Raw genomic sequence first — 14,304 nt, forward strand, 5'->3', positions numbered from 1 at the left:
TGCCTTGATGATTAGCGTTTCTTGCCTCGATTCGCGTGAATTTTCAATTTTGCCTTCATTTTACGCTTGTCAGACGATCGGCTCTTTCTACGCGGTGAACGTTCTGGCTCGACTTCTTCTACTAAACTTGGTTCAAAACCTTGTAGCCATTCTTGCGGTAAACGCGTGTCCAAAAGACGTTCAACTGCTTCAAGTAGGTAGTGTTCGTCGCGGCTCATAAAGGAGACCGCGAAGCCCTCTTTGCCAGCTCGCCCAGTGCGGCCGATACGATGAACATAGTCTTCTGCTTTATACGGCATATCGAAGTTAACCACTTGCTCTAGCTCTTGTATATCAAGACCTCGAGCGGCGACGTCAGTTGCGATCAAAGCTCTAATTTTGCCTGCCTTGAAATCATCGAGCGCTTTTTGACGCGCACCTTGGCTTTTGTCGCCATTGATTGATGCCGCTTTAATGCCATCCAGTTTTAGTTCTTTAACCAACGCATCACTGCCTTGCTTGGTTTTGGTAAAGACCAAGACTTGCTGCCAGTTTCGAGAGCCGATCAAATACGCAAGAAGCTCCGCTTTACGTTTTTTGTCAACGGGATACACCATCTGTTTTACGGTTTCAGCGGTGCTGTTTGATGCAGAGACTTGTACCTCAACCGGTTCAGATTGAAGTTTGTAAGCGATGCTCTTTATTCGCTTATCAAACGTCGCGGAAAAGAACAGTGTCTGTCTAACTGCATTAAAACGCTTAAGAATACGTTGGATGTCAGGCATGAATCCCATATCTAACATTCGATCCGCTTCGTCGAGCACCAAAAACTCTGACTTAAGTAGGCTCACGTTTTTACAAAACATATGGTCGATTAAACGTCCCGGCGTGGCGATCAGAATGTCGCAACCTTGTTCCAAATTACGAGTTTGAACATTCATACTGGTACCACCGTAAGCAGTCACAATTTTGAGTTCGGTTGCTTGTGCGTATTGAACAAGATTGTCGAATACCTGCTGAGCAAGCTCGCGAGTTGGAACCAGCACCAAGGCGCGAACGTCATTGCTTTGGGGATCGCGTTTTGCCTCAGACTCGATTAATTTTTGGATGATCGGTAAACCAAATGCCGCCGTTTTTCCCGTCCCCGTTTGAGCGCCGGCTAAAACGTCTTTCCCCTCCAATACGTGAGGAATGGCTTGCGTTTGGACCTCTGTGGGTTGCTCAAAGCCGAGTGAAGATAATGTGGAAAGTATGGTTGGACATAGCCCAAGTGATTCAAATTGCGTCGACATGCGTGTTACCTATAAATGCAAGGTCGACGATTCTATCAGAATCTCTTGCTAGCAGTTAGTACATCGGGATACAGGCGGGCAAATAGTTGGCTTAACTGCTGATAATTCTGTTCCAAAAAGGGAGTACATTCTGTCAATTGTCCCATACGTGGCGAACGACGTGACATTCTTTCTAATGCGTAGTCAATATTATCTAGGCTCTGATAAGACTCTAACCAACGCCCTTCCCACATCAAACCGTTAATTCGTTCAAATCGTTCAGGTAAGTTGGTTTTCGTAGCGTTAACTTGGCGTTCGGCATGAGTACAAAATAGCTCAAGAGATAGGTGGTGAAAAGCGTCCCAATCACGTGCAAGACAATGGTCCCAAAACATGTCGAGTGCAATGCCAGAGAATCTGCGCGGGCCTTGGGGAAACAACCCTTTTGCTTGTTTGACTAGGGGGTGACTGTCGGTATACCCATCTACGAAACGATGCAGGCGAACACCTTGTACAATGGACGGTTGATATTTCCCTTGCGGATCACCTTTAACAAAATCACCCAGCAAGTTCCCTAACAGACTGGACTGACAATAATCCGCAATGTGTAAATGGGCAAGATAGTTCACATGATTCCCAGATTGTTATCGCTTGGCTTATAAAAGCACAAAGCCAGCGCGATTGCACTGGCTCATTCTGGTAACTAGGCACGTGCCTAGGCTTATTTATTGAAGATTTCTTCTGCTAATGCTTCGATTGACTGTTCGTAGTCTGAAAGCTCAAAGCCAATTTCCATTGCATCTAGCAGTTCTAGGCATTCTTCATTTTGTGTTTGGTCACTCATTCTGACCTCCTTTGATAAACAACTTTATAGACCTGCTTACAAGTCTCACCTTGAATATGTGGTCTATTGTTCCTTTTTAAACCTCTTATATGACAGTTTCGTGAAAGTGCAAAGTAATTTTTTATCACGCTTTGACTGCAATCCCATGAAACCGTTTGCAATCAAGCACCACAAGCTGCTGTATATATAAGCTTACACCCATAGCAATAAATCTGTACATTTTACTTGAAAGTGTTCTTTTATTTTTACACAATGCACAAATCTAAGGATTTATGGCTAGTTTTAGTTTATTCATTAGCCATAAAAGCTAAATACACAACTAATAATGTAAAGAATTGTATACATGACTAAATCAAAGGTTTTCGGTAGTACTTTGATCATCGCAGGCACCACCATTGGCGCAGGCATGCTCGCCCTTCCTCTTGCTTCGGCAGGCATCGGTTTCACCACATCACTCGCTATCATGCTAGGTCTATGGGCATTGATGGCGTATACCGCACTACTGATGGTTGAGGTCCACCAGCATGCTGAACAAGATGCGACTTTACATACGTTAGCAAACCAGTTTCTCGGCAAAAAAGGAAAGTGGGTAGCAAGCTTTGCTATGATGTTCCTGTTTTACGCCCTTTGTGCTGCTTACATCGCTGGAGGTGGTTCACAGTTTGGTGAGCGTATTCAGGCGTTTGTGGGGCTAGAGGTTTCATCAACGACTTCTACACTCCTCTTTACCTTAATCGTTGCAAGTGTTGTCACGATTGGCACAGCAACCGTTGACAAGGTAAATCGCGTTTTGTTCTTGGTAAAAGTGGTGGCGATGGCACTCGTGCTGACGTTTTTGGCGCCAAACGTTACTGAGTCTTACCTGTTAAGTATGCCTGTCGAGCAAGGCATTGTGATCGCTGCAATCCCTGTCATTTTTACTTCGTTTGGCTTTCACGGCAGTATTCCTGCTATCGTAAACTACTTAGACGGACACACTCCATCGCTTCGTAAAGCCATTGTCATTGGCTCTGCCATTCCTCTCATCATTTATGTGTTTTGGCAAGTGGTTACACTTGGAGTCGTAAACCAACAAACGCTACTTGAGAATCAAGGCTTAAGCGCATTGATCGGAACTCTCTCTCAAACCGTTCATCAATCTAATCTCAGCCAAACTATCGGGATCTTCGCAGATCTTGCGCTGCTGACCTCTTTTCTTGGCGTGAGCTTGGGTTTGTTTGAGTTTTTAGGGGACACCTTGAAGAAGAAGACAAATGGCGGCTCTCGCGTGATGACGGGGTTAATCACCTTCCTGCCACCCATGGGATTTGCGCTGTTTTACCCACAAGGATTCATTATGGCACTTGGCTATGCAGCGATTGCCTTGGTTGTATTAGCCATTTTCTTACCAATTTTGATGGTGCGAAAAGCTCGTGTTGATGCGCCTAAACATCTTTACCAAGTTAAAGGTGGCAATGCGGGGCTTGTCGCGACGAGCGCGGTCGGCGTCGTTATCGTGTTTGCTCAGGTGCTGATCACTGTTGGTTTACTACCGTCTCTCGGTTAATCACAGTCAAATCTTGGAGAGCCCTCATAGACTGAGGGCTCTCTACTTTATATCTCCTAACTTCATTCCATCAGCGCCCTAAGTGATTGTCGATAAGGGTGCGAAGTAATCTTGACTTTGTCAGTCTTCATTCAGCTATTCATTTCCTTCAGTGATCGCGTTGTTCTTAGACGACTACAAAACAAAAAGTGAAATTTTTTCCAAGATAACTCGTTCTTATCTAGCGATAACAAAAACAATCGATGAGGTTGATATGAAAGTGAAGTTGAAATTTGCCCTTCCATCCGTTGCCTTGCTGGCACTTATGGCATCATTTTGGGGCAGCGCTAAGGATGGCTCGGGGCAACCGTTAAAAGGCTACGAGGTCGCTACGCTTGCGGGAGGCTGCTTTTGGTGTACTGAGTCGGATTTAGAAAAACTCCCAGGCGTTTTAGACGTTGTATCCGGGTACTCTGGTGGTGAGTTGGAAAACCCAACATACAAACAAGTATCATCGGGTAAAACGGGTCATATCGAGGTCATTGAAGTGAAGTATGACCCAAAAGCCGTCAGCTATGAGCAAGTCCTTGACCAGTTTTTTCGACACATCGATCCGACCGACGATCAAGGTTCGTTTGTGGATCGAGGTCGACATTATCGACCAGCTGTCTTCTATCACAATGATGTTCAAAAACAAATTGCTCAGCGCTTTATCACCGAGATAGATGAACTCGGTATCTTTAAAAAACCTCTTAAAACAGAACTGATTGAGTTTGAGAAGTTTTGGCCAGCAGAAGAGTATCACCAAGACTACTACAAGCGTAATAAAATCCGTTACAACTACTATCGCTACGCATCCGGTCGTGACCAATATTTGGATGGTATCTTTGGTGAATCTCGTAAAGATGATCCAAAAACGTTACGCCAATTAATCGATGAGAGAAAAGCCGCTTCAAGCATTAAGCCGTACGCAAAACCTTCGGACGACGAGATCAAGTCCAAGTTGTCTGAACTGCAATACTACGTCACTCAAGAGGAAGGCACCGAAAGAGCGTTTCGTAACGAATATTGGGATAATAAGCGAGACGGTATCTACGTCGATATTGTCTCCGGCGAGCCCTTATTTAGCTCCACTGATAAATACAAATCGGGGACAGGTTGGCCGAGCTTTACGAAACCGATCAACGCAGGTTACATTGTCACTAAAACCGACTATCACCTAGTCTATCCAAGAACGGAAGTTCGCAGCCGATTTGCGGATTCCCACTTAGGTCATGTCTTTAAAGACGGACCTGCGCCAACAGGGCTGCGTTACTGCATGAACTCTGCTGCAATGCGTTTTATCGCTAAAGAAGATCTCGAGAAAGAAGGCTACGCTGAGTACCTTTACTTATTCGACAGTTAATCCATCCAAACGTCGATGATTTGGCCAACTCTCGAGTTGGCCTTTTTGTTTTTATGCGTGTCCAGAAGAATTTTTAGCTTCGATGCAATTAATTTTGTTATTGACCGTTCTGATATTTGTAGATTAAAGGAGAAATCTATGACTATCACAAAACCGGGCTTACTGCTCGCCTCAACCGCTTTTTGGCTAAGCTTTACTACCCACGCGCAAGAGCAATATTACGATTTCGGCTTTATCGGCGGCAGCGTCAATTATGGTCAAACTGTGTTTTCTGACAAAGACGAAGCTGGCATCTTTGCCGAACCCAATGTCTTTTACAATGGCCAGTATGGGTTTATTGATGGCAGTTTAATCAATGTATCTGTTCTGCCTTATTTTGGCCTCAGTGGAAACTGGCGCTTTGCACAAGTCTCGGATGATTACGATGATATTCCATCAGGTATCGACAATCGAGATGGCAATGGTGAGCTTGGTTTTACTGTCGGTACCGTTGGGGCACGCTTGACATACTTACACGATGTCACGAGCGAACATAATGGTTACGAGGTGCAACTACATTTAGGTCGAACTTTGGATTTGCCCTTCAACGACATCACGTTTACGCCTTACATTGAGGTCGATTATCGAGACAAAAAGCTTTCTCGCCACCTCTACTCGATTTCCGCCGATGAATCTCGCTTGTCAGGGTTAGACGAGTATAACTCAGGCAGCAGTTGGGTTTATCAAGCTGGGCTTATCAGTATTTATAATCTGTCTGAAAACTGGTTGGGGTTAGCCAAGTTAGAACTTGAACATCATGATAGCGACTCACCCTTAATTCAACGCGATCTCGGTTGGTCTGCCAGTCTTGGTGTCACTTACAAGTTCACCTATTAAAAAAGGAGCCAAACGGCTCCTTTTTATCATGTCACTCGATTACTTCATGATACGCGCTTTAAAATTGCGCCCTTTCATTTTTCCAGTTTGTAGCTGCTTTAACGCTGGTTTTACGATGTCGTGCTCCACCGCAACGTAAGAAACCATTGGCAAAATGTTGATCTTGCCAATCTTTTTACCATCGAGGCCAGCTTGTTTGGTTAAAGCGCCGAGGATGTCACCCGCACGCACTTTCTGTTTTTTCCCACCCAGAATTTGGATCGTTTGCATCTTAGGGTAAAACGGGCGCTCGATTGGTTTCTCAGGCAATTCTGATGGTGAAACTGCGATATCCATGTACTCATCAATACGAGCAACGCGGTACTCTTCTTTTTCACTGTAGAAGCTAAATGCTACCCCTTTCGAACCAGCACGACCTGTACGACCAATACGGTGCACGTGAACTTCTGGATCTCTTGAGAGCTCGAAGTTAAACACCGCATCCAAGTTGTCGACATCTAAGCCTCGAGCAGCGACATCTGTTGCCACGAGAATCGAGATACTTTTATTGGCAAACATGGTCAATGCCTGTTCGCGCTCACGCTGTTCCATATCACCATGCAACTCAACCACACTGAAACCGCGGTGGCTCAGTTCATCGGTCACGTTTTGGACCTCTTTTTTGGTGTTACAGAACACAACCGAAGATTCAGGTTTATGCGTTAGGAGTAGCGCTTCGAGGGCATCATCGCGCTCCTCTGTGCTATTTAGCTTGAAGAATCGTTGCTCGATGGTGCTTTTCTGGTGCGTGGATTCCACTTTAACCATTTCAGGCGCGACCATCACTTTTGCCGACAACGACTCGATGTTGTCCGGGAATGTCGCACTAAACAGCAGAGTTTGACGCTTACTAGGCGCAGCTTCAATAATGGTATCAATCGCTTCTTCAAAGCCCATATCCAGCATTCTATCGGCTTCATCTAACACCAGCGTGTTAAGCTCTTTGAGGCTGATACGCCCTTTTGACATATGATCAAGAATACGACCTGGCGTACCCACTAAGATATGCGCGCCATGCTCCAAAGAGCCAATCTGTGGCCCCATTGGCATACCACCACAAAGGGTAAGTACTTTAATGTTATGAATACCGCGCGCTAGGGTACGGATCTCTTTCGCCACTTGGTCGGCAAGCTCTCGTGTTGGACACAAGACCAAAGTTTGCACTCTAAAGCGGCTCACGTTTAGGTTGCTCAACAAACCCAGCGAGAATGTCGCGGTTTTACCCGAGCCGGTTTTACCCTGCCCGATGACATCTTTCCCCGCGAGAACCAAAGGCAATGCTTGTTGCTGAATGGGTGTCATCTCGGTGTAGCCTAAACTATCCAAAGTTTCAGTCAGTTCTGGTCTTAAGTTGAGCGTTTTAAATGAAGTTGTCACAAATTTACCTTGTTTATTACGCGTAATTTACAGTGTGAATAACGCGATTTAAAAAGTAAAAACCGCCTCATAATGGAAGCGGTTTTTGGAAATCAGTTTACCGAATCTTGCCTAGCGAATGCCGTGTAAAAACTCATGGCGTGTGGCTGGATTCGATTTAAAAATACCACCTAAAGCCGTCGTGGTTGTCTCGCTGGTTGCATCCATCACTCCACGAGACTTCACGCAGTAATGCGTTGCATCGATCGTAACAGCAACATCATCAGACTCGAGCAAGGTTTGCAGCGCGACCAAAATTTGCTGAGTCATTCGCTCTTGCACTTGTGGGCGTTGAGCGAAGAAGCGGACAATACGATTAATCTTAGATAAGCCGATAATCTTGCCACGCGGAATGTACGCGACGGCGGCACGTCCATCAATCGTAACTAAATGGTGCTCACACGTACTCGTGACCGTAATGTCTTTTACACGCACCATTTCACTGACGTTCATTTTGTTTTCAATGACGGTGATTTTCGGGAAATTGGAATAATCTAAACCAGAGAAGATTTCATCAACGTACATCTTGGCGATACGGCGTGGCGTTTCTTCTAAACTGTCATCCGTAAGGTCAAGCTCAAGCAAAGAGAGAATCTCGTGCATGTGATGCTCAATTTTCTGTTTCTTCTCTTCACGAGTGAACTGATTAGGCACCATCGGTGTCTCTAATCCTCGGCTTTCTAGCGCATCTTTTACCAACTTCGCGGATTCGCTAAGACCAGACATTCCAACTCCTCTTATTTACCCCTTTAGGATGGCAGACAAGGATACTCGGATTTTTGAATAATTACACCCATATTTTACTGGGGGTCATTATTGCCACGGTCTATTATGTGGTAAAGTGCTTGCCAATAAACACTCTAATAAAATAGATAATTAGGATTTCGATATGGGCTGTTGTGACGCTCCTGGCTTGATGCCACTTGAAGATGCGATGGAACAAATGCTATCGCCAATCAAACCAATCCAAACTACCCTACAGTTACCGCTTGCCGAGGCTATCGGCTACGTTTTAGCAGAAGACATTCTTTCGCCGATATTTGTTCCTCCTTTCGATAATTCAGCAATGGACGGCTACGCCATTCGTATTGCCGATTTACAAGCCAACAACGTTATGCCTGTTGCTGGCAAATCCTTTGCGGGACAGCCTTTTGAAGGTGACTGGCCAAACGGCCACTGCGTTCGCATAATGACAGGCGCGAAAATCCCAGATGGCTGTGACGCGGTCATCATGCAAGAAAATACCGAAGTAACCGATTCAGGTGTCCAGTTCAATCAAACCGATGTGAAACCGCAAAACAATATTCGCCCTACCGGTGACGATATTAGGCAAGGTGACGTCGTTTTGCCGGCAGGCTCTCGCCTAACCTCACGCGACATTCCGATGATCGCGACGCTGGGTATTAGCCATGTGACCGTCGTTAGGAAACCTCGCGTTGCGTTTTTCTCAACGGGCGACGAACTTAAGCCTCTTGGCGAACCTTTGGCTGAAGGTCAAATCTACGACAGCAACCGTTATGGCATTAAGCCACTCATCGAGAATTTTGGTTGTGAACCTATCGACTTAGGCATCATTCCCGATTGCCCTGAGAAACTAAAAGCGACCTTTGAGCAAGCGCAGTCACTGGCTGACGTTGTCGTGACCTCTGGCGGTGTTAGTGTCGGGGAAGCTGACTACACCAAAGACATTCTCGAAGAGCTTGGCCAAATCGGCTTTTGGAAACTGGCCATTAAACCTGGTAAACCTTTCGCCTTTGGCAAACTGTCTACCGCTTGGTTCTGCGGCTTACCGGGCAACCCTGTCTCCGCGGTGTTAACCATGTACGTTCTTGTTCAACCGATGCTTGCAAAACTTGCCGGACATACTGAATGGAAAGCACCGGAATCGATCCCTGCAATTACCAAAAGTGCGTTCAAGAAAGTACCTGGCCGCACAGATTATCAGCGCGGTATTTATCGCATTGAAAATGGTCAGTTTGTGGTTGAAACCACAGGCAACCAAAGTTCAGGCGCCTTCCGCTCTATGAGCTTAGCCAATTGCTTTGTCGTATTGGAGCGCGAGCGTGGTCGTGTCGAAGCGGGCGAAACCGTGAACATTCAACTGTTTAACTCAACCTTATACTAGGAGCATCCATTGGAGATTTTATCTGACCAAGAGATGCTGCGATACAACCGTCAGATCATACTCAAGCAGTTTGATTTTGAAGGGCAAGAGGCGCTCAAACAAAGCTCTGTGTTGGTTTTAGGCGCTGGCGGATTAGGCTGTGCGTCAAGCCAATATCTTGCAACCGCTGGCGTTGGCAAATTGACCCTAGTGGATGATGACGTGGTAGAGCTGTCTAATTTACAGCGCCAAGTACTTCACCATGACTCAGACATTGGTAGAAAAAAGGTTGAATCCGCGGCCGACGCACTAAAGGAGCTCAACCCGCACCTCAACGTTGCGACGGTGGATAAGCGACTGAGCGACACGGAACTGAAAACGCTGATCGAGCAACACACCTTGGTGCTCGATGCCTCAGACAATGTCGACACACGCAACCAACTCAACCGACTTTGCTACGCGGCTAAAGTGCCACTTGTTTCTGGGGCAGCCATTCGAATGGAAGGTCAAATCAGCGTCTTTACTTATCAAGATGCGGAGCAGCCGTGTTATGAATGTCTCAGTGCGTTGTTTGGTGATGGCGCGTTAAGCTGTGTTGAAGCCGGAGTCATGGCGCCGGTTGTTGGCATTGTTGGCGCGGTGCAAGCAATGGAAGCCATCAAGGTCATCGCAAACTACGGCACCCCTAAACAAGGGAAGATACTTATGCTTGATGCGATGACCATGTCTTGGCGTGAGATGAAGTTGATGAAAATGCCAACTTGTTCAGTATGTAACTAAACGCGGTTTCGCTAACGATAAGGCGGTAATGTATTGATGAATAACCCTAAAATCTATCTTGTCGCCTTATTGTTTTGTTCGCTGGTGCTTGTTATCACGCTCTGGCTAAAGCCCCAATTTAATAGCGAAACCATTCAAGCAACTGTCATTTCACAAACTCTCACCCAATCGTTAGATGGGCATCGGCGTTACCTCAACGTGGAAACGGAAGATGCTCAAAATCTACTTGTCCAATCTGACGCAAAAATCGACTGCCCCGAAGGTTCGGCTGTTACGCTGAAACAACAAACGAGCCTCTTTTCCAACGTCGTTTCCTATGCCGTTTTAAAGTGCAAGTAATAGCAGAAAAGGAATCTCTATGTCACCACTCGTCACACCTCAATGGGTTGTTCAGCAACTCGACAATCCTAACTTGGTGCTTCTTGATGCCAGCATCAATTTTCAGATCCCCGGAGAAGTCGAAAAAGACACCGAGAACCTCATTCCAAACACGCTGAGGTTTGATTATGACAAAGAGTTTTGCGACATCGACTGCGATCTTCCCCACATGATGCCATCTCAAGAACGATTTATTGGTTTAGCTCAAGAACTCGGTCTAAACAACGAATCAGTGATTGTGGTGTATGACAATAGCGGAACGTTCGCATCGCCTCGAGCATGGTGGATGCTCAAAGCTATGGGGCATGAGCATGTTTACGTCCTTGATGGCGGCCTAACAGAGTGGAAGAAACGAGGATTCGACATCGTACAGCAGTACGACCAGGCGCATAAACTCGGTAACTTCACAGGAACACTTAACCCGAATTACTTTGTCGATTCGACTTACGTTCTTAACCAAATTGATAACCCTGCATCCCTTACGGTCGACGCACGTTCAAGGCAGCGCTTCAACAAAGAAGTGCCCGAACCTCGTGCTGGCGTTCGCAGTGGACATATTCCAAATTCAGTGTGCCAACCTTTTGCCGAACTGATGGACGGACACAAGCTAAAACCAGTTAACGAGTTGCGAGAAATACTCTCTTTATCATTGAGCGACGATAAAGAAGCCACCATATTCAGCTGTGGTTCGGGCGTGACGGCTGCAATTGTGTTACTGGCGGCGCACTTGTGCGGTTATGAAAATTTATCCGTTTATGACGGTTCTTGGACTGAATGGGGACAAAGAGAAGAGTTGCCAATCGAATAAAAGAATAAGCCCCAGCATTTCGCTGGGGCTTGTGTTTCTACTGAATTTCTTTGTTCATCACTTCGACCAAGGTACCACTTGGGTCTCCAGACAGCTCCCAAGTAAATATACCGCCTAGCTTAGACTCTTTCGCCCACTTCGCTTTGGCCTTGATAGAACGCTGGTCTTCAAATGAAATAAACACTTTCTTTTCTGGATTCCACAGATACGGCGCTTGCGCTTGCTCATCGTATTTGTATTGGTAGCCCTGCTTCGCACTATAGTTGTTCACCAGATCCCAAAACATAAAGTAGCCGTTTTCTCCAGTGCCGAACTGCGCACCGCTATCTGAAACAAGTTCTCCGTTTGGCAACTCACCGTTGTACGCTTGAGTGCCTTGCCAGCCTCTACCATAGAAAGCCGCGCCAATAACCAGTTTCTCACTCGGTATGCCCTGCTCAATCATTTGATTGATGAAGACATCGGCGCCCATTCCCCACCAACTGCGTTCAGTGGCGTGAAGATTGGTCGTGTGGCCAGTTTGCTGCCCCCAACCACCTAGGAAGTCGTAAGTCATGGCAAACATATTGGTCAAATACGGGCTCGCGGTTTTCCAATCAATTTGTTGCGCTTTAGTGCCAACGCCCACAGCGGTTGAGAGCTCATATTCGCGCTTGGTTTTGCTCGCGAGTTTGTCTAAGTCACCACGCAAAGCTTTGACAAGATGGTTAAACGCCTCTCTTTCACTGGCTTTTTGCTCGTCAGATAACTTCGTTGCCGGATTCCACGGTGAGGTTGTAAGACCACCGCCGCCAGGGTATTCCCAATCCAAGTCTATTCCGTCAAAAAAGTCATACTTTGCAATAAGCTCAACCGCAGTTTTTGAAAAGTGTTCAATCGCTTTCGGATCTTTTGCCATGGCATGGAACGGTTCTGACATTGTCCAACCACCGAATGATGGCAAAATTACCAGATCTGGATGAGTTTGTTTTAACTGCGCGAGCTGGGCGAAGTGGCCCTTGTAGTCAACCTCTACCGACACCGCACCAAAGTCTTCTTTTAAAGCGGCCTGCTGATCGACAACAATCGCAGTAAATGGCGCTTTACCTTTACAGTGTTCTTCGACTTGTTTTTGAATCGCTTCACTCGCGCCAGTGTGAGGACCACACATACTCAGAAATGCGTAAATGATATGGGTAAGGTTATCTGCGGGGATATCTTTGACTTGGTAAGGATTATCGGGGTTACTGTATTGCCAATCAGCAAAGTAGCCCGCGACAACTTTATCTTGTGCGTGAACCGATAAGCTCATCACGCTTGCCAAGGCGGCAGCAGCGATTGTCTTTTTCATTGTATTCTCCTTGTTAATCTGATTACCAATTAATCAAGGAAGATTTATTTTTGCGTCTGAACAAAATAGGGATGCGAGTGATTTAATGTCTTTAGCATCCCTATTTCACAAGTTGCAGAGCAATGTATTGAATTACACTCTACTTCATCTGTTCATCAAGGTTGAGCACCGTCAATGCGTTGCTTACACTCGTGGCAATGACATCAATCACGCCCGTTCTAAGTGCGCCAAGCAGCGCGAGCGGTTTACTGTTTTCCGCCGCGATGGCGATCACTTCAGAGATCGGTCGAAATTCATCAATACTCAATCCGATTACGCGGTCGCTCATCACTGTTCTTGCAGACTGGCCGTGAATATCGAAAAAATCATAACCGGCAAAATCACCAACAACACCTTGTTGCATCCGTGACTGAACGACCTCATCAGCGGTAAACCAGCCTAAGTCAACCATATAGCTGTTTTCGCTCATATCGCCAATACCGACGAGCGCCACGTCAGCCTTTCGCGCAAGGTCGAGAGTCTGCTTTACTGTCGCATTTTGCATGAATGCCATTTTTTGCTCGCGATTTTCAGCGTAAGCCGGTGCATAAAGCGTCTCTGATGACCCTCCATAGCTTTTGGCAAATTGGCGACAAATGTGGTCTGCGTTGAACATACCGCCTCTTGGGTGAATCCCCCCAATCCCGCAAACAAACTTAACATCGCGTTGCGGAATAACCCCAACATGATGCGCCACCGCTGACACATTTCTTCCTTGTCCAACGGTGACTACCGCCCCATTCTGTATTGAGCTCGCCATGTATTTCGAAACCAAGCCAGCCACTTGCTGGCGCTGTTGATCTTCGACAGGTTGGTCTAAAGCAATCAGCGCCCGCCTCACGCCAAAGCGTTCAATAAGTCGTTGTTCAATCTTGGCGCTAAATACTGGGTGATATTTTACGGTGATTTCCACAATGCCTTCATCGCGTGCTTGCTTAAGCATCCGGCCCACTTTGGCTCGGGAAACTGAGAACTTTTTCGATATTTCCTCTTGCGTCGCCCCATCTTGATAGTAGGCAACGGAGATTTCCGTTAGTAGGTCTGTGTTGTCGTCAGTCAACTCGTTGGCAGATTTACTCATAGGTTCGATTCCAAAGCGCAATTTTTACATGACATATGCTCAGTGCTGTAGCATATGTCATAAGCAATCAAAACACCAACATTTGCTCATCTGCGTGACATATTCTCAGCTCACAAAATGGGCATGTCATTTCTCGGAGAAGCCCTGGAAATAAAGGGCAAACGTTTATCACGATTTTGCGCAACAACGAATGCAAAAAATAGTTGATGGATGTCACTTTAACCCTGTTTAGATGATTGACTTTCTGCGTGGTTAAGATAATTATGAACCCATCATTTACTCAAGCACAGAGCAAATGTTCACAACAATTGTTCTGACGCGAAAAAGTTTAAAGTTAACTGGTGGTTTTTGTTCAATACTATTGGTTAACTCGCTTGCAAATGCACTCTCCATATATAGCCATCTATATATGAGACCCATGAAATAGGA

At 46.0% G+C, this 14,304-nt stretch carries 14 protein-coding genes; 7 read left to right on the plus strand and 7 right to left on the minus strand.

All coding sequences use genetic code 11. The annotated features are described in order from the left end of the window. Positions 1-11: 11 nt before the first annotated feature. The 3 genes from OH458_RS11555 to OH458_RS11565 form a co-directional block, all read right to left on the minus strand. The gene (locus OH458_RS11555) at positions 12-1,271 is read right to left on the minus strand and encodes a DEAD/DEAH box helicase (protein ID WP_269978453.1); all 1,260 of its coding nucleotides are present in this window, start codon (positions 1,269-1,271) and stop codon (positions 12-14) included. A 35-nt stretch (positions 1,272-1,306) separates the two neighbouring features. Next, positions 1,307-1,879, minus strand: a complete 573-nt coding sequence (locus tag OH458_RS11560; protein ID WP_269978454.1) for an acyl carrier protein phosphodiesterase — start codon at positions 1,877-1,879, stop codon at positions 1,307-1,309. 92 nt (positions 1,880-1,971) lie between these two features. Continuing rightward, positions 1,972-2,094 carry a hypothetical protein gene (locus OH458_RS11565; protein WP_005471320.1) on the minus strand — a complete coding sequence of 41 codons (123 nt, stop codon included), beginning with the start codon at positions 2,092-2,094 and terminating at the stop codon, positions 1,972-1,974. 343 nt (positions 2,095-2,437) lie between these two features. Here OH458_RS11565 and OH458_RS11570 point away from each other — a divergent pair, with 343 nt between their 5' ends. The 3 genes from OH458_RS11570 to OH458_RS11580 all read left to right on the plus strand — a co-directional run bounded on the left by OH458_RS11570 (position 2,438) and on the right by OH458_RS11580 (position 5,900). Continuing rightward, a complete protein-coding gene (locus OH458_RS11570) occupies positions 2,438-3,640 on the plus strand; it encodes an aromatic amino acid transport family protein (RefSeq protein ID WP_269978455.1) in 1,203 nt (400 codons plus the stop codon). Positions 3,641-3,893: 253 nt separating this feature from the next. After that, on the plus strand, positions 3,894-5,024 hold the full coding sequence (gene msrB, locus OH458_RS11575; RefSeq protein WP_443088510.1) for a peptide-methionine (R)-S-oxide reductase MsrB: 1,131 nt from the start codon (positions 3,894-3,896) through the stop codon (positions 5,022-5,024). Between the two features lie 138 nt (positions 5,025-5,162). Beyond that, entirely contained in the window at positions 5,163-5,900 is a 738-nt protein-coding gene (locus OH458_RS11580) for a MipA/OmpV family protein (protein WP_269978456.1), read from the plus strand. Between the two features lie 39 nt (positions 5,901-5,939). On the opposite strand, the gene dbpA is transcribed toward OH458_RS11580, so the two are convergent. Then, on the minus strand, positions 5,940-7,316 hold the full coding sequence (gene dbpA / locus OH458_RS11585; protein ID WP_038137010.1) for an ATP-dependent RNA helicase DbpA: 1,377 nt from the start codon (positions 7,314-7,316) through the stop codon (positions 5,940-5,942). Positions 7,317-7,427: 111 nt separating this feature from the next. Next, entirely contained in the window at positions 7,428-8,081 is a 654-nt protein-coding gene (gene folE / locus OH458_RS11590) for a GTP cyclohydrolase I FolE (protein WP_038137013.1), read from the minus strand. 163 nt (positions 8,082-8,244) lie between these two features. Between folE and moeA the strand changes: the two genes are divergently transcribed. The 4 genes from moeA to OH458_RS11610 are packed head-to-tail and all read left to right on the plus strand — an operon-like array spanning position 8,245 to position 11,425. Continuing rightward, the gene (moeA, locus tag OH458_RS11595) at positions 8,245-9,480 is read left to right on the plus strand and encodes a molybdopterin molybdotransferase MoeA (RefSeq protein ID WP_269978457.1); all 1,236 of its coding nucleotides are present in this window, start codon (positions 8,245-8,247) and stop codon (positions 9,478-9,480) included. Positions 9,481-9,489: 9 nt separating this feature from the next. Continuing rightward, positions 9,490-10,239: a molybdopterin-synthase adenylyltransferase MoeB gene (gene moeB, locus OH458_RS11600; protein ID WP_269978458.1), complete on the plus strand. Its 750-nt coding sequence runs from the start codon at positions 9,490-9,492 to the stop codon at positions 10,237-10,239. A 36-nt stretch (positions 10,240-10,275) separates the two neighbouring features. Further along, positions 10,276-10,578, plus strand: coding sequence for a hypothetical protein (locus tag OH458_RS11605; RefSeq protein ID WP_269978459.1), 303 nt, complete (start codon positions 10,276-10,278; stop codon positions 10,576-10,578). Between the two features lie 19 nt (positions 10,579-10,597). Continuing rightward, positions 10,598-11,425 (plus strand): sulfurtransferase, encoded by an 828-nt coding sequence (locus OH458_RS11610; protein WP_269978460.1) that lies wholly within the window; start codon positions 10,598-10,600, stop codon positions 11,423-11,425. Between the two features lie 37 nt (positions 11,426-11,462). On the opposite strand, the gene OH458_RS11615 is transcribed toward OH458_RS11610, so the two are convergent. Together OH458_RS11615 and OH458_RS11620 are read right to left on the minus strand one after the other, a co-directional pair. Further along, positions 11,463-12,755 carry a glycoside hydrolase family 18 protein gene (locus OH458_RS11615; RefSeq protein ID WP_269978461.1) on the minus strand — a complete coding sequence of 431 codons (1,293 nt, stop codon included), beginning with the start codon at positions 12,753-12,755 and terminating at the stop codon, positions 11,463-11,465. A 139-nt stretch (positions 12,756-12,894) separates the two neighbouring features. After that, positions 12,895-13,875, minus strand: coding sequence for a sugar-binding transcriptional regulator (locus tag OH458_RS11620; RefSeq protein ID WP_038187140.1), 981 nt, complete (start codon positions 13,873-13,875; stop codon positions 12,895-12,897). Positions 13,876-14,304 lie beyond the last annotated feature (429 nt).

The sequence above is a fragment of the Vibrio sp. MarTm2 genome, assembly GCF_027587055.1.
Lineage (GTDB): Bacteria > Pseudomonadota > Gammaproteobacteria > Enterobacterales > Vibrionaceae > Vibrio > Vibrio sinaloensis_D.